Here is a 19,445-nt window from a genome sequence, read left to right as displayed (position 1 = left end):
GGAAGTCGCATGTCCGTCAAGCCGCAGGACGACCAGCCGAACGAACTGGCCACCCGGATCATCGTGTCCATAACGGACCTCGCCGGAGCCCTGGGACGCCTGAACGACCTGATCGCCCAGCAACTCGGCATCGCGCAGACCGATCTGCTCTGCCTGCACGTACTCAACCGCGCCGGAGCCTCCACGGCCGGCGCGCTCAGCTCTCAGCTCGGGCGTACCACCGGCGCGGTCACGCACATGATCGACCGTCTGGAGAAGGCGGGATACGTCCGGCGTAAACCCGACCCGCACGACCGCCGCCGCGTACTCGTCGAAGCCTCGGCCCCAGGACTCGAACGGATCGCTTCGTTCTACAACGGGATCGATGCCCGCAGCCGCCGATTGATGGCCACCTTCTCCGATGACCAGCTGACGGCGATCCACACCTTCCTTGCGGGTAGTTACGAAAGTGCCGCCGAAGAGTGTGACCGCCTGATTCGGTAGCGAGGTCCCGCCTCGCACTCCATGTTCCTCGGCTGGAGGGGAGACGGAGACATCGGTGAAGCCGGACCTCGACAGCTTGGCCACTGCGCTGGACGTACGATCCGACGACCTGCTGAAGGAATCACCTCAGCCGGCACCCTGGCGCCCGTCGGTGGGCATACACCAAAGCTCAGCGACGCGGAGCCGGTCACGTCGGCGGTGCGGCAGACCCTGCTGGGCCTCACCTCGGAACGGCGGTGGATCCGTCATGCCCGCGCTCACCTACGGCATCTGCTCCTATGTCTACCTATGACACCCGGTTACAACAAGCGGCTGCGCAAGGCGGCGGGCCTGCTCCAGCAGGCCATACGGCTGTCGGCGGTAGACACTACGCTGTGGAGCGACGATGTGCGGGTGGTGGACTCCACCCCGGTGGAGTGCGGCCGCTCCCGCGAGACCGCTCTGCGTCCCGAATCGGCCGGACGGCCGGCCCGTCGAACATGCCTTGATCGCTTACGACCACCGAACCCCGTGAAAGCAACCACCTGGCGATGGCGAACGAAGACGACCCGCTCGGGCTCCGGCCGCTGACCGCGCGCTCGGTCATCCTCAGCACGCTGCTGGGCACCCACCCCCCGCGGCTGGGGGCAGGCCGCCTGGTCCGCGTGGGCGCCCTGTTCGGCATCTCCGAGGGCACGGTCCGGGTCGCGCTGTCACGCATGGTCGCCGCGGGCGACCTCGGCCAGCCGGACGGCTTCTACGAGCTCAGCGAGCGCCTCCGCCTGCGGCAGGCCCGCCAGGACGAGAGCCGCTCGCCCGGCACCCGTGCCTGGGACGGCACGTGGGAGGTCGCGATCGTGACCGCGGAGCGGCGGCCCGCCGCCGAACGCGCCGCGCTCCGGGAGGCCATGGCGGCGCTGCGCCTGGCCGAGGTCCGCGAGGGCGTGTGGATGCGGCCGGACAATCTGAGCAGGGGCCGGCCCGCCGTCGTCGCCGGCCAGTGCGCCTTCCTGCGGGCGGTCCCGGAGGAGGACCCCGCCTCGCTGGCGGGATCCCTGTGGGACCTGCCCGCCTGGGCCCGGCACGCGCGGGCGCTGCAGAGCGCCTTCGACGCGGCGACCACCGTCGCCGGCCGGTTCGCCCTGGCCGCCGCCGCGCTGCGCCATCTGCTGGCCGACCCCCTGCTGCCGGCCGGCCTGCTGCCCGGCGACTGGCCCGGCGACGGCCTCAGGCGCCGCTACGACCTGTTCGAGGCCGAGTTCGGAGCCCTCGTCCGCGACCACCTGCGGGCCACGGACCGTCCGTAGCGCACGGTTCGCCCGCAGGACGCGGACGGTCCGCGGATCACGGGCCGCCTGTAGATCACGGCCGTCCGCGGATGGAGCATGATGGCCGTCATGCCGGAAAATCAGAACTCGCTGTGGTCCATCGGCTCGAAGAACTCGATCCTGTCCGTCGGGTCGACGAACTCGATCCTATCCATCGGGTCCGCGGGCTCGATCCTGTCCGTCGGCTCCCTGGGATCCGCCGGCTCTGCGCTGTCGGTCGGGTCGATCGGCTCGGCCGCCTCGGCCTTCTCGATCGGCTCGGCACTGTCCGTCGGATCGATCGGCTCGGCCACGTCGGCCTTCTCGATCGGCTCGGCACTGTCGGTCGGCTCGACCCTGTCGGCGCTCACCCGCTGGGCCGTCACGTCCTGGTGGTCCGGGAGGCGGGCCCCGCGGGCCCGCGCGGCCGGGGCGGGGCCCTCCGGGGCGAGCTCCTAGAGCAGGGTTCTGAGGAACTCCCGGGTCCGGCGGTCCGAGGTGTATTCGGCGGCCACGAAGTCGGTGACCCCCGCCTGGGCGAGCGACTCGATCTGGGCGGCCACCGCGTCCTCGTCGCCGACGATCGCCACGTCGGCCGGGCCGGCGGCCCCCTCCCTGTCGAGCATCGCCCGGTAGGACGGCAGCTGGCCGTAGATCTCGAACACCTCGCCCGCGCGCGCCCTGGCGGCCTCCACGTCGCCGGTGACGCAGATCGGGAGCGTGCAGACGATCCTCGGCGCGGGCCGTCCGGCGGCGCGGGCGGCCTCGGTGACGGCGGGCACCACGTGTTCGGCCACGGTCTTGGGGCCGGTCATCCACAGCACGGTGCCGTCGGCCAGCTCGCCGGCCAGTTTGAGCATGCGCGGGGCCAGCGCGGCGATGAGCACGGGCATGTCCCCGGCGCCCGGCGTCGTCAGCCCGAGCCGCGCCTTGAGGGTCTCCCCCTCGAACGCCACCTGCTCCCCGCGCACGAGCGGCACCAGGACCGACAGGTATTCGCGCATGTGCCGGGCGGGCCGGTCGAAGCTGTAGCCGTACACGCCCTCGACGACGATCTGGTGCGACAGGCCGATGCCGAGCGCGAGCCGCCCGTCCAGGGCGGCGTTGGCCGTGAGCGCCTGCTGGGCGAGCACCGCCGGGTGGCGCGGGTAGGTGGGGACGACGCCGGTGCCGAGTTCGATCCCCGGCACCTGGCTGCCGGCCACGGCCAGCGCGGTCAGCGCGTCGAGGCCGAAGATGTTGGACATCCATGCCGAGGAGAAGCCGTCGTCGGCGGCGCGGGCGATCCGCCCCCGGAGCCTGCCCAGTACGTCCTGCCCCTGGGGCTCGTCGATCAACAGTCCGATCCGCATCGCTACCGAACTCCATTCTAGTGGTTGCGCCCAGTCTAGGGCGCGGACCGGCGGCGCCGGCTGTTCAGCGGGTCAGCGTTCCGCTGAGGGGCAGATCCCGCGAGGAGGCGCCCACCTCGACGGTGTGATCGCCGCGCACGGTGCTCCACCCCTGGGGCGTCCAGACCTGGAAGGCCCGCTCCGGGAGCCGGAAGGCGACGGTCGCCGACTCCCCCGGCGCGAGCCGGAGCCTGGCGAACCCGCGGAGCTGCCGGGGCGGCTCTCCCGCCTCCGCCGGGAACCCGAGATACAGCTGCGGTACGGCGACGCCCGCGCGTGAGCCCGTGTTGGTCATCCTGGCGCGCACCGTGGCCCCGGAGATCGACAGGGAGTCGTAGGAGAAGCTCGTGTAGGACAGGCCGTGCCCGAAGGGGAACAGCGGCGTCAGAGCGGTCGCGTCGAAGTGCCGGTAGCCGACCAGCAGCCGCTCGCTGTAGACCTGCCGGTGGCCGACCCCGGGAAACTGCTCAGGAGTGCTCGCCGGGTAGTCGGCGGCCCGGGCGGCGAACGTCATCGGCAGGCGCCCGCCGGGGTCGGCGTCGCCGTACAGCACGGAGGCGAGCGCGTTGCCGAGCTCCTGCCCCCCGACGAAGGCCGAGACCACGCCCTTGACCCGGTCGGCCCAGGGCATGAGGACCTGCGCGGGGGCGGTCAGCACGACGACCGTGCGCGGATTGGCCGCGGCGACGGTCTCGATCAGCGTCTCCATGTTGCCCGGCAGCCCGAGGTCCGGCCTGTCCTCTCCCTCCTGGGAGGACAGGCCCACCACGACCACGGCGACGTCGGCCTGCCGGGCCGCGTCGGCGGCCTCGCGCAGCCGCTTGTCGACGTCCCACGGCAGCGCCCCCTCCGCGTCCCCCGGCGAGTAGGTCGCGCTGCCTCCGGCCCTGGCGTTGAGGCCCTGGTACGGCGTGACCACATAGGGCGGCAGCACCCGGCCGGAGCCGGCGGAGGTGATCTCGACGTTGTCGTGCGCGGCGGTCCCGATGACGGCGATCCGGCCGCCGGTGAGCGGCAGGATCCCGTCGCGGTTCTTGAGCAGGACGGTGCCGGAGACCGCGATGTCGCGGGCCAGCGCGGTGTGCTCGGGGGTGCGGACGTCCCGGTCCGGCGCGCCGTACCCGGTCTCGAAGAGCCCGTCGGCGAACATCGGCGTGAGCACGCGCCGGACCATGTCGTCGAGCCGCGCCGCGGGGAACGTCCCCAGGGCGATCCCCGCCTTGAGGTTCGCGGCGAACAGCGGGTCGTCCGGCATCGCCTGGTCCAGGCCGGCCAGGGCGGCCTTCTGCCCGCTCCGGGTGGCCAGCCAGTCGGACATGACCCAGCCCTCGAAGCCCATGGAGTCCTTCAGGCCGGCGGTGAGCGTCTGGGGGTTCTCACAGGCGAACGGGCCGTTGACCTTGTTGTAGGCGCACATGACCGCGCCGGCCCCGGCGTCGACGGCGGCCTCGAAGGGCGGGTAGTAGATCTCCCGCAGCGTCCGCTCGTCGATCACGGCGTCGACCCGCATGCGGTCGGTCTCCTGGTTGTTGCCGATGTAGTGCTTGACGGTGGCGATGACGTTCTGCCCCCGGATCCCGGCGACCTCCTCCCCCGCCATCGCGGAGGCGAGATAGGGGTCCTCTCCGAAACTCTCCCAGGCCCTTCCCGACTGCGGCACCCGCAGGATGTCCACGGCGGGGGCGAGGTAGACGTTGACGCCCTTGCCCCTCGCCTCGGCGCCGAGGGCGGCCCCGAACCGGCGGGCGAGAGCGGTGTCCCAGGTGGCGGCCAGGGTGACGGGCGCGGGGAAGGCGGTCACACCGCGCACGTCGCTCACGCCGTGCGGGCCGTCGTGCATGCGGAGCTCGGGGATCCCCAGGCGGGGAACGGGCGCCACCCGTCCCCGGGGGATCAGCGCGAGGCCGTGCCCGCGGATCATGTTCAGCTTCTCGTCCTGCGTCATCGCGCCGAGCAGGCGATCCACCCGCTCGGCGACGGGCCTGGCGGGGTCCAGCCAGGGGTGGCCGGGGTCGTCGCCGGCGGCCGTCGCGGGAGGACGCAGCAGCGCGGCCGCCAGGACCGCGGCCACCGCGAGCGCTCGGGGAACATGACGGAGGTCGGGCATGGTCCCTCCCGGCGGGCCGGTGTCACAGCGGTCAGGAGGCGATTGTGATCGCGTTCACCGGCCCCGTTCTATGCCTTCCCGCCAAAAACGGGGAGAGTGCGATGTGACATGGAGACAGAGTCGCCCTGCCCGCCGCGGCCGGAGGCGTCCGCTCACGGCAGCTCGGTGAACCGCTCCACCTGCTCGACCGTGCCCGCGATGATGATCACGTCCCCGTAGCTCAGCACGGTGTCCGCCGCGGCGTAGGTGAACTCGTCGTGCTGGCCCTTGACGCAGACCACGGTCACTCCGTACTTGCGGCGCAGGCCGGACCGGGCGAGGGGGACGCCGACGAACTCCCGGGGAGGCCTGGTCTTGACCAGCGCGTAGTTGCCGTCCACCCCCATGTAGTCGAGCATCCGCCCGTTCAGCAGACGGGCCAGGCGTTCCCCCATGTCGTGCTCGGGAAGGATCACATGGTGGGCGCCGACGCGCTCCAGGATGCGTCCGTGATCACGGCTGACCGCCTTGGCCCAGACGTCCTCGATCTCCAGCTCGACCAGCAGGGACGTGGTGAGAATGCTGGACTCGATGTCGGTGCCGATGGCGACCACCGCCCGGTAGTAGTCGGGCACGCCGAGCTGGCGCAGGGCCTCCAGGTCGGTGGAGTCGGCGGCGACGACATGGGTGAGCTTGCCCGCCAGGCTCTGCACCACCTTGGGGCGGCTGTCGATGGCCAGCACCTCGGTGCCCCTGCGGGCGAGCTCCACGGCGAGCGAGCTGCCGAACCTGCCGAGCCCGATCACTACGACGGGATCGTTTCCTCTGCCAGCCAACGGTCGTCTTCTCCCCGTGAGTCCCCCAGCTGAAGGAGGACACGCTAACGCAAAAGCATGCAAGCCGACGGCGTCCGGCGGACGGAGTCCACCTCCCCGGGCGGCCGGGCGCCGCGGATCCGCCGACCGGACAATCTCCTGCGGCGCGCCGGACGACCGGAGTTCGCTTGCGGCGGAAGCACGGGCATGACCGAGACGAGACGAGCCGTACCACTGAGGGCGGGTTTTCGAGATCTACCCTCACGGCGCCCTCAAAATCGGGCATCGATCGGTCCCGGAAAGCAAAAAGCCCGGAGATTGTTGGCAACCTCCGGGCCTCTACCTGCGTCTACTACGTGTGGGCGATACTGGGATCGAACCAGTGACCTCTTCGGTGTGAACGAAGCGCTCTCCCGCTGAGCTAATCGCCCGCCCCGTCTGGCTCCTCGCGGTGCCGACGTGGAAAACCATACCGCAATCCGGGACCGCTGGCGAAGCGACACCGGGACCAGAGATGATCTTGAGGGGCGACACGGCCATGAACCAAAGGTCTGGGGATGCGTCCGGCGGGGGGCTACGGTGTCATAGCATCGTCCTGATCCGCAGAAGCACCGAACGACCCGAGCTGGACCTCTATCGCCCGAGACGCCCCTACAGGGGAGTCGACGGTGACCAAAACGATACGCAAAACCCTTGCAAATAAGGCCCTGTTGGCGATGTTTAGCCAGGTAGATGCCCAAATGTCGCGCTGTGATGTGTGTTACAGAAGGGCCTGGAGGCGGAATCTTTCCTACAGGTTTCTTTGTTCCGCGTCATAGCTCGGGACATAGTCCGTCAGAGCAGTGAAAGCCCCGAAGAGGGGACCGACGACGAAAAAGGTTTGGCTGACGATGAACAGCGCCACCGTCTCTGCCGAGCTTGGCCTTCGGCTTGTGGTCCCCGACCGTACCACCGTCCCCCTGCTCGCCGGACTCAGCTACACGGCCGATGATCCTTACGCGATCAGAATGGCCTTCCATGTGGGGAACGACGAACCGGTCGAGTGGATCTTTGCCCGCGAACTGCTGACCGTCGGCATCGTGCGACGGGTCGGCGACGGAGACGTCCAGGTGTGGCCCGCGCGCGCCGACGGCGAACGCACCCTGCACATCAGTCTCACGTCACCGTTCGGACAGGCCCTGTTCGAGGTGCCTCTGGCTCCGCTCACGGAGTTCCTGCACCGCACTTACGAGCTGGTCCCCGCCGGTCGCGAGACCGACTTCATGGACCTCGACGCCGAGCTCAGCAACATGCTCTGGAGCTCCTGACCCCACGCACGCGGCCCGCAGGGCGGCCGGCCCGCGCCGGCGCCCCGGCGCCCGTCCCCTCCGACTCCGGGACCTAGCCCCGGAGCAGCCTCCTCATCCGGGCGATCTCGACCCCCTGCCCGGACAGGACGTCCTTGGCCGTGGACAGCATGGCCCGGTCCGTGCCGTCCTGGAGCTGCCGCCTGGCCATGGTCATCGCCTCCTCGTGGTGGGCGATCATCAGGGTCAGGAAGAGCTCGTCGAAGGCCGCGCCCCTGGCCGCCCTGAGCCGGTTCATCTGCTCCAGGGTGACCGTGTGGCCGGCGTGCCCCTCCGGGGGCCTGCCGACAGCCCTCAGCCATGCGGACATGGCCGCGATCTCGGGCCGCTGCGCGGCGGTGATCCTGCCGGCGAGTGTCCGCAGGGCCGCCGACGCCGACCGGGGCGCGGCCAGCGCCGCCATCTCCAGCGCCTGCCGGTGGTGCGGGATCATGCCCTCGGCGAACCGCACGTCGGCCACTGACACGCGGGCCTCCGACACCCCGAGCCGCTCGCCCGGCTCCGCCGTACGGCCCGCGTCGCCCGGCCCTCCCGGGATGATCACCGGAGCTCCGGTGCCCGCCACCAGCGGGGCCCGTTCGCCGTTCCCGCCCGCCGCGCAGCCGGCAAGGACCGATGTCACCGAGATCGCCACGATAACCCCATACGACCAACGCATTCCCCGCATACCTTCAATAATGGGGCAAGGTAATCGGCGCAATGGGGGCACTATGCGATCAAGCGTGGCATTCGGGTTGGCGGCGTTGCTTGTTGTGACCGGATGCGGCGTGGACGCCGAGCCCGCCGCCCCCCGGGCGGCCTCCACCACGGCCACCGGGTCAGCCACCGCCTCGGCGGGCGCGACGGCCTCCGGAGACGTCACACACAGCGCCAACGTCACGCACGTGGCCAACGTGCCGCCACAGGCGCCGCTCGATGGCCCCCAGGCATGGGGCACCGACCTGGCCTTCCAGGGCGACCACGCGTTCGTCGGCAACTACGACGGCTTCAGCGTGTTCGACGTGTCCGACCCCGCCAAGCCCACCGCGGTCAGCCGGGTGCTCTGCCCCGGCGAGCAGAACGACATCTCGGTGAGCGGGAACCTGCTGTTCCTGTCGGTCGACTCGCCGCGCAGCGGCCCCGACTGCGCGGCCGAATCGGGCAGCAACGGCGGCAGGGGCGGCTGGGAGGGCATCCGGATCTTCGACGTCGCCGACAAGGCCCATCCCCGGTTCGTGTCGGCGGTCCGCACCGACTGCGGCTCCCACACCCACACCCTCGTCCCGGGCAAGGACGACAAGAAGGTCTACCTCTACGTCTCCTCCCCCGGCCCGGAGCCCGAGTCGACGACCTGCCCGGCCCCGCACAACAAGATCTCCATCGTCGAGGTGCCGACCGCCGATCCGGCCGGGGCCAAGGTGGTCTCGGAGCCGGTGCTCTCCGAAGGCGGCGGCGAGGACGGCCTGGGCGGCTGCCACGACATCACGGCCTACCCGGAGAAGGACCTGGCCGCCGCCGCGTGCTTCGGTGACGGGATCCTGATGGACATCTCCGACAGGGTGCACCCCAAGGTGCTCCAGCACGTGCGCGACGAGGAGAACTTCTCGATCTGGCATTCGGCCACGTTCAACAACGACGCCACCAAGGTGGTCTTCGGCGACGAGCTTGGCGGCGGCGTCAGCGCCACCTGTGACTCCGGCACGCCGAAGAACCACGGGGCGGACGCCGTGTACGACCTCAGCGAGGGCCGCGCCCTCCGGCTCCGCGGCTACTTCAAGATCCCCAGGGAGCAGCAGCCCGACGAGAACTGCGTCGCGCACAACGGATCACTGCTGCCGGTTCCCGGCAAGGACATCATGGTCCAGTCGTGGTACCAGGGCGGGGTGTCCATCCTGGACTTCACCGACGCGGACAACCTCCGGGAGATCGGCTTCTTCGAGCGCGGCCCCGTCGACGGGGTCGGCGGCTCGTGGTCGGCCTACTACTACAACGGCCACATCTACTCCAGCGACATCACCAAGGGCCTGGACGTGCTCCGGATCGACGACCCGCTGACCGATCCGGCCAAGAAGGTCACGATCAAGGAGCTGAACGCCCAGACCCAGGTGTCCTACCCGCAGTGACCCGTCACGGGTCGAGGTCGGCGGCGCCGCGCTCGGCGAAGACCCGCATCGCCTTGGCGGTGATCGGGCCGGGCGCGGCCGGCAGCACGGTCTGGTCGACCGCGCGGATCGGCTGGATGTCGCGGGTGGTGGAGGTCAGGAACGCCTCCTCGGCCTCGTAGAGGGCCGACAGCGGGACGTCCTCCTCGGAGCCGCCGCACCACTCCAGCGTGAGCGCCCGGGTGACCCCGGCCAGGCAGCCGGAGGACAGCGTGGGGGTGAGCAGGCGGCCGTCGCGCACGATGAAGATGTTGCTGCCGGTGCCCTCGCAGAGGTCGCCCGCCAGATTCTCGAAGATCGCCTCGCCGCCGCCCCTGGCCTTGGCGTGGAACAGGGCCTTGGCGTTGTCCCCGTAGGAGGTGCTCTTCACCCCGGCGAGCGCGCCGCGCTCGTTGCGCGGCCAGGGCACGACGGTGACGTCGGCGGTGGCCGGGAACGGCTTCTGCTCGTCGACGATCACCACCGTGGTGCAGCCCTTGTCCCCGCGGTCGGACCCGAGCGGGCCGGGGCCGCTGGTGTAGGTGACCCGGATCCGGCCGAGCTGCCACGGGGGCGCCTCGGCCAGGCAGGCGCGGATGCCCTCGGCGATCGCGTCGGCGTCGGGCTCGGGCAGGTCCATCCGCTGGGCGGAGAGCCGGAGCCGGTCAAGGTGACGGGTGAGGGCGAAGGAGGCGCCGTTGACGCATTTGATGGTCTCGAAGACGCCGTCCCCGACCATCAGGCCGTGGTCGAACACCGAGACGGTGGCCTGCTCCGGATCGATAAGTTCCCCGTTGACCCATACGGGCACGTTCATACGACTCCTCCTGAACCTGCTGAACCTGACGTGGAAGCGAGCGCGATGAGCCGGGAGGCCTTCAACTCGGTCTCGCGCCACTCGCGCTCGGGATCACTGCCCCAGGTTATGCCCGCGCCCGTGCCGAAGTGGATCTCGCCGGACGAGAGCCAGAAGGTGCGGATGCCCACGGCCAGCGACGCTCGGCGCCGGTCCGCGTCGACCCAGCCCACAGTCCCACAGTACGGCCCGCGTGGCCCGGGTTCGAGTTCATTGATGATGCTCAGGGCAGAAGATTTCGGGGCACCGGTCACCGAGCCGGGAGGAAAGGTCGCGGAGAACAGCTCCGGCCAGCCGAATTCCGGCGCGAGCCGGGCCCGGACGGTCGAGACCAGGTGCACCAGGCCGGGATGCTCCTCGATCTCGCACAGCGCCGGCACGCTCACCGAGCCGACCGTGGCGACCCGGCCCAGGTCGTTGCGGACCAGGTCGACGATCATCACGTTCTCCGCGTAGTCCTTCTCCAGCAGGTCCTCGGCGGTGACCCCGGTCCCCTTGATCGGCCTGGACTCGATCGCGTCACCGTCCCTGGCCAGGTAGAGCTCGGGTGAGGCCGACACCACGCCCAGGCCGGGCAGGCTCACCGTGGCGGCGTGGGGGGCGGGGTTGCCCTCGGCCAGCCGTACGGCCAGCGCGGGCAGGTCCGGGTCCCCGGGCAGCGGCGCGGTCAGCACCCGGCACAGGTTGGCCTGGTAGACCTCGCCCCGCTCGATGTAGGCGCGGATGCGGCGCACGCCGTCCTCGTAGGCGGCCCGGTCCAGCGAGCTCCGCCACGACGACGGGTGCGGCCCGCGCCAGGGGCTCCGGGGCACGGGCAGCGGGGCGGGCCGGACGTCGTCGAACCTGGCGCACGTGACCTTGCCCTCGTAGTCGACCACGACGGCCCACCAGCCCTCGCCGTCGAGTGCGGCCAGGTCGGTGGTGACGTCGCGGAGCCGGGTGGCCAAACGGCCCCCTACATGCGCAAATGAGTCATGCACTCCGCTATTGTCCCGCCGCCTCGGACAGCAGGCGTACCAGCGTGCGGGCCGCGGGCAGCGGCGCGCCCGGCAGGGCGGCGTAGACGGTCCGGTGCGGGGCGAGGTCGCCCAGGGAGCGGAGCACGAGCTCGGGCGGCACGGCCGGCGCGGCGATGGCGGGCACCAGCGTGATCCCGAGCCCGGCCGCGACGAACCCGAACTTGCCGGTCCACTCGGCGATCCTGACCGTGGCGCGGGGCGTGAACCCGGCGCGGGCGCACGCCTCCTCGAGCATGGTCGTCCGGCCGGGCGGGGGCGCCTCGATCCAGGTCTCCTCCCGCAGCTCGCGCAGGTCGACGCGCTCCCGCCCCGCCAGCCGATGGTCGCCGGGCAGCGCGACCATCAGCTCGTCCTCCACCAGCGGGATGATCTCCACCTCGTCGTCGTACGGCAGGCCGGACGGATAGTCGCTGACCACGGCGACGTCCAGCTCGCCCTCGCGCATCCGGCGCAGCAGGCCGCCGCTGGGCCCCTCGACCGGGGCGAGGCCGACCTCGGGGAACCGCCGCCGGAAGTCCCGCAGGGCGCCTGGGACCAGCGCGACGTTGGCGGTGGCGAACGCCCCGACGCGCAGCCGCCCGCTGTAGCCGCCGTGGATGCCCGCCAGCTCGTCGGCGGCTCGGGCCAGCCGGTTCAGCACCGCCCGCGCGTGCTGGTGGAGCGTCTCACCGGCGGGCGTCAGCCGTACCCCGCGTGCGAGCCGGTCGAACAGCGGGCCGCCCGCCTGCTGTTCGAGGGAGGCGATGCGCCGGGAGACCGCGGACTGGGTGTAGTTGAGCTTGGCCGCCGCCCCGGTGAAGGACCCGGTGCGGGCCACCGCGTCCAGCAGGCGCAGCGCGTCGGTGTCGAACACATTCCTCCTTCGCATGGCTCACATGTAATCTAGTCGCTGGTGGAATACCTTGGCCGTCCCTACCGTGGATCCATGATTTCTTTTCTTGGTCTGGGACATATGGGTGCCCCCATGGCACGGCGGCTCGTGGCGGCCGGGCACAAGGTGACGGTGTGGAACCGCACCCCGCGCACGGTCGAGGGGGCTTTCGGCGCGGCGTCGCCCGCCGAGGCCGTGGCGGAGGCGGAGCTGGTCGTCACCATGCTCAGCGACCCCGCCGCGGTCAGGCGGGTGCTCGCCGACGCGGCCCCCGGCCTGCGTCCGGGGACGCTGGTGGTGGAGATGTCGACGATCGGGCCCGAGGCGGTGGCCGAGCTCCGCGACAGGCTCCCCTCGCAGGTGGGACTGGTCGACGCGCCGGTGCTGGGCAGCGTGCAGCCCGCGCGGGACGGCACGCTGACCGTGCTGGCCGGCGGGCTGCCGGAGGACCTGGCGCGCTGCCGGGAGGTGCTCGGGGTGTTCGGCCACGTCCGGGAGGCCGGAGGGCCCGGCGCGGGCGCCGCGATGAAGCTGGCGGTGATGAGCGCGCTGGTGCCCGCCCAGGTGCTGCTCGCCGAGACCCTCGCCTACGGCGAGGCGACCGGCGTGGACACGGCGGCGCTGCTGGACGTGCTCGGTGAGACCCCGCTGGGAACGCTCGTCGAGCGGATCCGGCCGGCCGTCGAGAACGGCCCGCCCGAGACGCGCTACGCCCTCGGACTGGCGGCCAAGGACCTGGTGCTGGCCTCGCACGCGACGCAGACGCTCGCGGCGGCGGCCAGGGACAGGCTGCTGGGCGCGGCGGCCGCCGGGCTGGGCGACAGGGACCTGACGGCCGTCTTCGGGCACGTCGGCACGGCCCGCCGTACGGGCGTGGAGAAGCTGAACCCGGCGTCGGTCCCGGCGACCAACGGCCTCTACTCCCACGCCACCAGGACCGGAGACCTGCTGTTCGTCTCCGGTCAGGTGGCACTGGACGAGGCCGGCCAGGTCGTCGGCGAGGGCGACATGACGCGCCAGTCGGAGCACGTGATGGAGGCGCTGGCGCTCATCCTCGCCGACCAGGGGTGCACGTTCGACGACGTGACCCACATCCGGACGCACCTCACCGACATGTCGCTGCTGCCGGAGTACGCGGCCGTCCGGCGCCGTCACATCACCGGCGAGCCCCCGGCCAGCACGACCGTGGAGGTGTCACGGCTGTTCCGGCCGGGGCTGCTGATCGAGGTGGAGGTGATCGCCGCTATCCCAGCGGGCCGGTGACCGACTCCGCCGCGGCGACGACGGTGTTGTCGGCGACGAGCCGGACCACCGTCTCGATCTCCGGGGCGAGGAAGCGGTCCGGGCCGGGGCCGGGGACCGACTGGCGCAGGGAGGCGACCACGGCGCCGGTCGCGGGGGCGGGCCGGTGCGGCGCCCGCAGGTCGAGTGCCCGGGCCGCGGTGAGGATCTCCACCGCGAGCACCCGGGTCAGGCCGTCCACCGAGCGGCGCAGCTTGCGGGCCGCCGACCAGCCCATGGAGACGTGGTCCTCCTGCATGGCGGAGCTCGGGATGGAGTCCACGCTGGCGGGCACGGCCAGGCGCTTGAGCTCGGAGACGATCGCGGCCTGGGTGTACTGGGCGATCATGTGCCCGGAGTCCACGCCGGGGTCGTCGGCGAGGAAGGCGGGCAGGCCGTGGTTGCGGGCCACGTCGAGCATGCGGTCGGTACGGCGCTCGGAGATGCTCGCCATGTCGGCGACCGCGATGGCGAGGAAGTCGAGCACGTAGCCCACGGGGGCTCCGTGGAAGTTGCCGTTGGACTCCACCCGGCCGTCGGCGAGGACCACCGGGTTGTCGATCGCGGAGGCGAGCTCCCGCGCGGCGACCGCGGTGGCGTGCGCGAGGGTGTCGCGGGCGGCTCCGGCCACCTGCGGGGCGCAGCGAAGCGAATAGGCGTCCTGGACGCGGGTGCAGGTGCCGTCCCGGTGCGAGTCCATGATCCCGGAGTCGGCCAGCAGAGCCCGGAGGTTGGCGGCGCTGGCCGCCTGTCCCGGATGCGGGCGCAGGGCCTGCAGGTCGGCGGCGAAGACGCGGTCGGTGCCGAGCAGCGCCTCCACACTCATGGCCGCGCTGATGTCGGCGGTCTTGAACAGGCGGCCGAGGTCGTCCATGGCCAGGATCAGCATGCCGAGCATGCCGTCGGTGCCGTTGATGAGCGCGAGGCCCTCCTTGGCGGCGAGCTCGACGGGCTCGACGCCCGCCTGCTTCAGCGCCTCGGCGGCGTCCACGCGCTCTCCGGACGCGTCGCGGACGACGCCCTCGCCCATGATCGTGAGTGCGACGTGGGAGAGCGGCGCGAGGTCGCCGGAGCAGCCGAGGCTGCCGTATTCGTGCACCACGGGGGTGATCCGGGCGTTGAGCAGGTCCTGGAGCACCTTGGCGGTCTTCGGGCGCACTCCGGTGTGGCCGGTGGCCAGGGTGTGCAGGCGCAGCAGCATCAGCGCCCGGGTGACCTCGGTCTCCACCTCGGGGCCGGAGCCCGCCGCGTGCGATCGGACCAGGGAGCGCTGCAGCTGGGCACGGAGCGAGGGGTCGATGTGCCGGGTGGCCAGGGCCCCGAACCCGGTCGACACCCCGTAGGCGGGGGTGGGGCTCTCGGCGAGCTCGTCCACGCGGGTGCGGGCCGCGGCCATCGCCGCCACGGCGTCGTCGCTGAGACGTACCGCGGCGCCGTGCCGGGCCACCCTGACGACCTCGTCGAAGCTCAGCGGCTCCGGACCGATGTTCACGACCTCGTTGTCGCGCATGGTGTCACTCTCTCGCACTAGGTAACTGGCGTATGCGATGTTAGCCCCTTACAGGTGGGGATCACCGCTATGCCCTCCCTGCCGGATTCCGTGACCTCCATCATCCGCCGCGCCGCGTTGCGGCGACACCCGCGCGGGCCGGGAAAAGCGCTGGTCGGCGCCCGGCCCCGGAGCCACTCCCGATCCGGCTCGCACAGGGGTGACACCGGTCCGGCCTCGACGTGTACCTCGGCCACGCTTCGACGCCGGCCGAAGCGTGCTCCGGTCACGATCGGAGCATGCCGAACAATCCCGCACAGCTCGTCGCCGACGCCGTCGACCGCTGCCTCACCCTCGCCGAGACGTGGCTCGCCTGGGACGGCCGGCCGATCGTGACGGACGGAGCCAACCTCTGGACGCCGGCGAAGGCCGCACGCCGGATCCAGGACCATCTGGTCGACCACCTCGCCGAGGTGGAGGCGCTGCTGGCCGGGGCCGCCCCCCTGCCCGACGCCTGGCACGGCCGGACGGTGACCCTCGACTCCGACTGGTCCCGCTTCGCGGAACTCGACCTCTCCGAGGCCCGATCCCGCTGGACCCGCCTCGGCGCGTCCTATGTGCACCGTTACTCGGCGGCCGGCCCCGAGGCATGGGATCTCCCCCGCGACCCCAACTGGACCCTGCGGCTGATCGCCGAGCACGTGGCCGGGATCACCTGGTACGCCGAGCAGGTCGGCGTGCTCCGGTTTGGGGAGTCGGCGAGTATTCGCTAGAGTTCTATGCGTGAGGCCGGGCCGAGCCCGGAAACACGCGCGGAAGTGGCTCAGTGGTAGAGCATCACCTTGCCAAGGTGAGGGTCGCGGGTTCGAATCCCGTCTTCCGCTCGAAGGGCTTTAGGGCTCTCACTCCGGTGGAGTGGCCGAGAGGCGAGGCAACGGCCTGCAAAGCCGTGTACACGGGTTCAAATCCCGTCTCCACCTCTGGCTTCGACGAGGACGATTAGCTCAGCGGGAGAGCGCTTCCCTGACACGGAAGAGGTCACAGGTTCAATCCCTGTATCGTCCACCACCGCCTATGGCGTCCATGGGCTCAGGAAGGCCGCCGAAACCCCGGCTCGGGGCGTCGGCGGCCTTCCGGCTTTCCCGGCGGGTTCGACGGCGTCGGCATCGGCGGCTGAGCCTTCGCGGCCGGGCACGGAGTGATCACCCGGTCCGCAGGGTACGGAGGTCTGCAGGAGCCTGACCGGACTCGCCGTCGTGCGTGCGCCTGCCTGGCCGTGCCCCGGAAACGAGGGCCGCAGTTCCAGCCGTCACAGGGCGTCCGGGAGGGCGCCACCGCCGAGGACTCCACCGGGTGCCGCGGGCGTCGCGCCGGGTCTCCCGCGCGGCCGCCACCCCGGGTCCGCGAGCAAGGGAATTCCATGACCGAACACATCTCGGCCCCGGGGGATCTGGGCCGCCGGATCGCGCACCGCCGCAAGTCCCTCGGTATGACCCGTGAGCAGCTGGCCGAGCGGGCCAGGATCGATCCCGGCTATCTCGGCTACCTGGAGGAGAACGCCGCCTCCCCCGGCACGAGCACCGTCAACCAGCTCGCCGCGGCCCTGGGCACCAGCAGCGACGAGCTGCTCGGCGGCGGCGTGGACCTGCCGCCGGGGCGCGGCCCCGCGGGCGCGCGGCCCCACTTGGAGAAGCTGGACCCCGACGAGTGCATGCGGTTGATCTCCCCGGGCGGCGTGGGGCGGGTGGCCTTCGACGCCTCCAGCGGGCCAATGATCCTGCCGGTCAACTACGTGGTCCACGACGGGGCCCTGCTGCTGCGCACCGCGTTCGGAGGCCCGCTGGACGAGGATCTGCGCACCGGCGTCGAGGGGGTCGAGTTCAAGGTCGCCTTCGAGATCGACCGCATCGACGACCCCAACAGGCAGGGCTGGAGCGTGCTCGTCCGGGGCCCCGCCCATCACGTCTCCTCCGAGGAGGAGCGGGCGGCCGTGACGGGCGTGGACGTCGAACCGTGGGCGGGCGGCGAGCGCAGGCTCTACATCCGCATCACCCCCGTCGAGATCACCGGCCGCCGTATCCGGCACGACCCGGCGTAGTCCACAGCCCGGGGTAGTCCAAGCCCTGGGTAGTCCACAGCCCAGCGCGCTCCACAGCCCGGGGTAGTTCACAGCCCGGGGCGCTTCACAACACGGCGTGCTCCACGGTGAGGTTCGGTGAGCGCGGCGGCGACAGGCGCGGGACGCCGCCCGTGCCGGCCGCGAAACCGGGGATGCCCTGACCACCTCACCCCCGCCGCCCTACCCCGGCCGTCTCGCCACCCCGGTGAGCCCGGCCTCGGAGGCGAGGAGCCCCGCCTGGGTGCGGTTGGACAGGCCCAGCTTGACCAGCATGCGCGAGACGTAACTCTTGATCGTGGCCTCGGACAGGTAGAGCCTGCGGGCGATCTTGGCGTTGGACAGGCCCTCGCCGAGGCAGGTGAGCACCTCCACCTCCCGGTCGGTGAGATCCGCGATCCGGGCCAGGGCCCGTTCCCTGGCCGCGCCGTGCCCGGCGGAGGCGGTGAGCAGCCGCCGGGTGGCCGCCGGGGACAGCACGGTGTGCCCGTCGGCGGCCACCCGCACCAGCCCGATCAGGTCCTCCGGCGGGGTGTCCTTGAGCAGGAACCCGGCGGCACCCAGGCTCATGGCCCGCAACACGTAGCCGTCACGGTCGAAGGTGGTCAGCACCACCACCTTCGGCGGCGCGGGGAAACGGGCGATGTGCTCGATCGCGGCCAGTCCGTCGACCCCGGGCATGTGCAGGTCCATCAGGACCACGTGCGGCCGGTGCCGCACGACGGCCTCCACGGCCTCGGCCCCGTCGTAGGCCTCGGCGACCACCACCAGGTCCTCGGCCACCGACAGGATGGTCCGTAGCTGGGCGCAGACCATGCGCTCGTCGTCGACGATCAGCACCCGGATCACGGGGACACCCGGATCACGCCGGCGGACTCCGCCGCGGGGTACGGCACGGCGGCGCCGGGCCCGTGCCCGGCCGTCCTCGGCGTCGATCCGCCCTCGGCACCGTGCCCGGCCGTACGGCCCGCCCATTCCCCCTCGGGCCCGTGGCCGGCCGTACGGCCCGCCGAGCCCGCGCCTGGGGCGACCGGCAGCGCGGCCCGCACCTCGAAGCCCCCCTCCTCGGACGGCCCCGCCCACAGCGAACCGTGGACGAGCTCGACGCGCTGGCGCAGGCCGCTCAGGCCGGTGCCGCCCTCCCCGAGCATGACCGTGGTGCCCCCCTCCGCCTCGGTGTTGCACACCGAGACGCGGAGCAGATCGCCCGCGTAGCCGACCCGGACGGTCACCCGCGCCCCGGGCGCGTGCTTGTGCACGTTGGTCAGCGCCTCCTGGACGACCCGGTAGGCGGTGCGGTCCACGACGGGCGGCGTGGGGAGCGGCTCGCCCTCGGTGACGAGGCCGACCTCGATGCCCGCCGCCCTGGACTCCGCGACCAGGCCCGTCAGGTCGAGCATGACGGGCTCGGCGGTACGCGCGGAGCCGAAGGTCTCCTCCGAACGGAGCACGCCGACCAGGTCGCGCAGCTCCTCCAGGGCCTGGCAGCCGACCTGGCGCAACTCCTCGGCCGCCTCGCGGACCACCTCGTCGCGGGCGATGGTCCGCAGCGCGCCGGCGCGCAGGACCATGAGGCTGACCCGGTGGGTGACGACGTCGTGCATCTCACCGGCGAGCCGGGCCCGCTCCTCCGACCTGGCCTTCTCGGCCATCAGCTCCTGCTCGCGCTCGGCCCGGTCGGCCCGGTCGGCCAGCGCCTGGAACAGCCGCCGCCGGGAGGCCCGCCACATGCCGAGCAGCGCGGGGGCGATCCCCAGGAGGGAGTTGGTCGCGGTGTTCAACAGGATCTCGAGCACCGGCCCGGAGTCGCTCCAGGGCCGGCCCAGCGTCATCGACAGAACGATGACGGCGCTCCAGTCACGGGGACGGCCCCTGCCGTGGACCGCGATCGCATAGGTGGCGAACGGCCCCGCCAGTGGAGCGGCGAAGGCGCACAGCACTGCGCACAGCATCACCACGGCGAGCGGCGCCCGCCTCCTGGCGATCAGGGCCAGCCCGCCGATGAGGTGCGCCCCGGCCGCGGCCCACACGCTCCACGACAGCGGCGACTGCTGGGTGACCGCGTTGGTGACCGTCAACGACGCGCCCAGCGCGCCGACGGCGATCGCCAGGGTCACATCGCCCACGACCACACGGGATGGCTTCCAACTCACCCGGTCACGCTATCCAGTGGCCTGTGCCTGTGCCACCGCACGGCGGGCACAGACAACCAAAGAGTACGGCCGTGCAACTTTCGTTGATTCGGCTCGCAACCTTGGCCGCTACCGCGGGCCGTCCCGAAACCAG

The 19,445-nt window shown here is 71.9% G+C and carries 18 protein-coding genes, 4 tRNA genes and 1 pseudogene; 11 read left to right on the top strand and 12 right to left on the bottom strand.

Features of this window, described 5'->3' with window-relative positions:
* Window positions 1–9 precede the first annotated feature (9 nt).
* The 3 genes and pseudogenes from BM085_RS10395 to BM085_RS10390 all read left to right on the top strand — a co-directional run bounded on the left by BM085_RS10395 (window position 10) and on the right by BM085_RS10390 (window position 1,769).
* Complete coding sequence (locus tag BM085_RS10395) at window positions 10–483, top strand: MarR family winged helix-turn-helix transcriptional regulator (protein ID WP_093886782.1); 474 nt, start codon at window positions 10–12, stop codon at window positions 481–483.
* Between the two features lie 55 nt (window positions 484–538).
* Window positions 539–945: pseudogene (locus BM085_RS47385) on the top strand (IS982 family transposase); the annotation flags it as partial.
* A gap of 68 nt (window positions 946–1,013) precedes the next feature.
* Window positions 1,014–1,769 carry a PaaX family transcriptional regulator C-terminal domain-containing protein gene (locus BM085_RS10390; protein WP_093886781.1) on the top strand — a complete coding sequence of 252 codons (756 nt, stop codon included), beginning with the start codon at window positions 1,014–1,016 and terminating at the stop codon, window positions 1,767–1,769.
* 101 nt (window positions 1,770–1,870) lie between these two features.
* Here BM085_RS10390 and BM085_RS44305 read toward each other — a convergent pair whose 3' ends face one another.
* The 5 genes from BM085_RS44305 to BM085_RS10365 form a co-directional block, all read right to left on the bottom strand.
* Window positions 1,871–2,155, bottom strand: a complete 285-nt coding sequence (locus BM085_RS44305; protein WP_177245036.1) for a hypothetical protein — start codon at window positions 2,153–2,155, stop codon at window positions 1,871–1,873.
* Window positions 2,156–2,224: 69 nt separating this feature from the next.
* Window positions 2,225–3,121, bottom strand: coding sequence for a TIGR03564 family F420-dependent LLM class oxidoreductase (locus tag BM085_RS10380; protein ID WP_093886780.1), 897 nt, complete (start codon window positions 3,119–3,121; stop codon window positions 2,225–2,227).
* 64 nt (window positions 3,122–3,185) lie between these two features.
* The gene (locus BM085_RS10375; RefSeq protein WP_093886779.1) at window positions 3,186–5,267 is read right to left on the bottom strand and encodes a beta-glucosidase family protein; all 2,082 of its coding nucleotides are present in this window, start codon (window positions 5,265–5,267) and stop codon (window positions 3,186–3,188) included.
* A 152-nt stretch (window positions 5,268–5,419) separates the two neighbouring features.
* Window positions 5,420–6,082: a potassium channel family protein gene (locus tag BM085_RS10370; protein ID WP_093886778.1), complete on the bottom strand. Its 663-nt coding sequence runs from the start codon at window positions 6,080–6,082 to the stop codon at window positions 5,420–5,422.
* A 338-nt stretch (window positions 6,083–6,420) separates the two neighbouring features.
* Window positions 6,421–6,492, bottom strand: a tRNA-Val gene (locus BM085_RS10365).
* 459 nt (window positions 6,493–6,951) lie between these two features.
* Between BM085_RS10365 and BM085_RS10360 the strand changes: the two genes are divergently transcribed.
* Window positions 6,952–7,368: an SsgA family sporulation/cell division regulator gene (locus BM085_RS10360; protein WP_012892610.1), complete on the top strand. Its 417-nt coding sequence runs from the start codon at window positions 6,952–6,954 to the stop codon at window positions 7,366–7,368.
* Window positions 7,369–7,441: 73 nt separating this feature from the next.
* Here BM085_RS10360 and BM085_RS10355 read toward each other — a convergent pair whose 3' ends face one another.
* Entirely contained in the window at window positions 7,442–8,029 is a 588-nt protein-coding gene (locus BM085_RS10355) for a DUF305 domain-containing protein (RefSeq protein WP_245789234.1), read from the bottom strand.
* An 88-nt stretch (window positions 8,030–8,117) separates the two neighbouring features.
* Here BM085_RS10355 and BM085_RS10350 point away from each other — a divergent pair, with 88 nt between their 5' ends.
* Window positions 8,118–9,509: an LVIVD repeat-containing protein gene (locus BM085_RS10350; RefSeq protein ID WP_093886776.1), complete on the top strand. Its 1,392-nt coding sequence runs from the start codon at window positions 8,118–8,120 to the stop codon at window positions 9,507–9,509.
* 4 nt (window positions 9,510–9,513) lie between these two features.
* Here BM085_RS10350 and BM085_RS10345 read toward each other — a convergent pair whose 3' ends face one another.
* From BM085_RS10345 to BM085_RS10335, 3 genes are read right to left on the bottom strand one after another with little or no spacing between them, the layout of a single operon-like run.
* Window positions 9,514–10,344 carry an aminotransferase class IV gene (locus BM085_RS10345; protein ID WP_177245035.1) on the bottom strand — a complete coding sequence of 277 codons (831 nt, stop codon included), beginning with the start codon at window positions 10,342–10,344 and terminating at the stop codon, window positions 9,514–9,516.
* A complete protein-coding gene (locus BM085_RS10340; RefSeq protein WP_093886775.1) occupies window positions 10,341–11,363 on the bottom strand; it encodes a chorismate-binding protein in 1,023 nt (340 codons plus the stop codon). The genes BM085_RS10345 and BM085_RS10340 overlap by 4 nt, the downstream gene beginning before the upstream one ends.
* Before the next feature lie 4 nt (window positions 11,364–11,367).
* Window positions 11,368–12,270, bottom strand: a complete 903-nt coding sequence (locus tag BM085_RS10335) for a LysR family transcriptional regulator (protein ID WP_245789233.1) — start codon at window positions 12,268–12,270, stop codon at window positions 11,368–11,370.
* Between the two features lie 57 nt (window positions 12,271–12,327).
* On the opposite strand from BM085_RS10335, the gene BM085_RS10330 reads away from it, so the two are divergent.
* Window positions 12,328–13,536 carry an NAD(P)-binding domain-containing protein gene (locus tag BM085_RS10330; RefSeq protein WP_093886773.1) on the top strand — a complete coding sequence of 403 codons (1,209 nt, stop codon included), beginning with the start codon at window positions 12,328–12,330 and terminating at the stop codon, window positions 13,534–13,536.
* On the opposite strand, the gene hutH is transcribed toward BM085_RS10330, so the two are convergent.
* The gene (gene hutH, locus BM085_RS10325) at window positions 13,517–15,064 is read right to left on the bottom strand and encodes a histidine ammonia-lyase (protein WP_093886772.1); all 1,548 of its coding nucleotides are present in this window, start codon (window positions 15,062–15,064) and stop codon (window positions 13,517–13,519) included. The genes BM085_RS10330 and hutH overlap by 20 nt on opposite strands.
* Before the next feature lie 278 nt (window positions 15,065–15,342).
* Here hutH and BM085_RS10320 point away from each other — a divergent pair, with 278 nt between their 5' ends.
* From BM085_RS10320 to BM085_RS10300, 5 genes are all read left to right on the top strand, one after another.
* Window positions 15,343–15,816, top strand: a complete 474-nt coding sequence (locus tag BM085_RS10320) for a hypothetical protein (RefSeq protein ID WP_093886771.1) — start codon at window positions 15,343–15,345, stop codon at window positions 15,814–15,816.
* Between the two features lie 39 nt (window positions 15,817–15,855).
* Window positions 15,856–15,927 (top strand) — tRNA-Gly (locus tag BM085_RS10315).
* A gap of 25 nt (window positions 15,928–15,952) precedes the next feature.
* Window positions 15,953–16,023 (top strand) — tRNA-Cys (locus tag BM085_RS10310).
* A gap of 13 nt (window positions 16,024–16,036) precedes the next feature.
* Window positions 16,037–16,111, top strand: a tRNA-Val gene (locus BM085_RS10305).
* A gap of 352 nt (window positions 16,112–16,463) precedes the next feature.
* The gene (locus BM085_RS10300; protein WP_093886770.1) at window positions 16,464–17,141 is read left to right on the top strand and encodes a pyridoxamine 5'-phosphate oxidase family protein; all 678 of its coding nucleotides are present in this window, start codon (window positions 16,464–16,466) and stop codon (window positions 17,139–17,141) included.
* Window positions 17,142–17,342: 201 nt separating this feature from the next.
* Here the strand turns inward: BM085_RS10300 and BM085_RS10295 are convergent, their stop codons facing one another.
* Entirely contained in the window at window positions 17,343–18,008 is a 666-nt protein-coding gene (locus BM085_RS10295; protein ID WP_093886769.1) for a response regulator, read from the bottom strand.
* Entirely contained in the window at window positions 18,005–19,312 is a 1,308-nt protein-coding gene (locus BM085_RS10290; protein ID WP_218158671.1) for a sensor histidine kinase, read from the bottom strand. Before BM085_RS10290 ends, BM085_RS10295 begins: the two co-directional genes overlap by 4 nt.
* Window positions 19,313–19,445: the final 133 nt, after the last annotated feature.

The organism is Streptosporangium canum, from assembly GCF_900113865.1.
Classification (GTDB): Bacteria; Actinomycetota; Actinomycetes; order Streptosporangiales; family Streptosporangiaceae; genus Streptosporangium; species Streptosporangium canum.
Note: the sequence above shows the minus strand (reverse complement) of the source record. Positions and strands in the feature narration are given on the sequence as shown.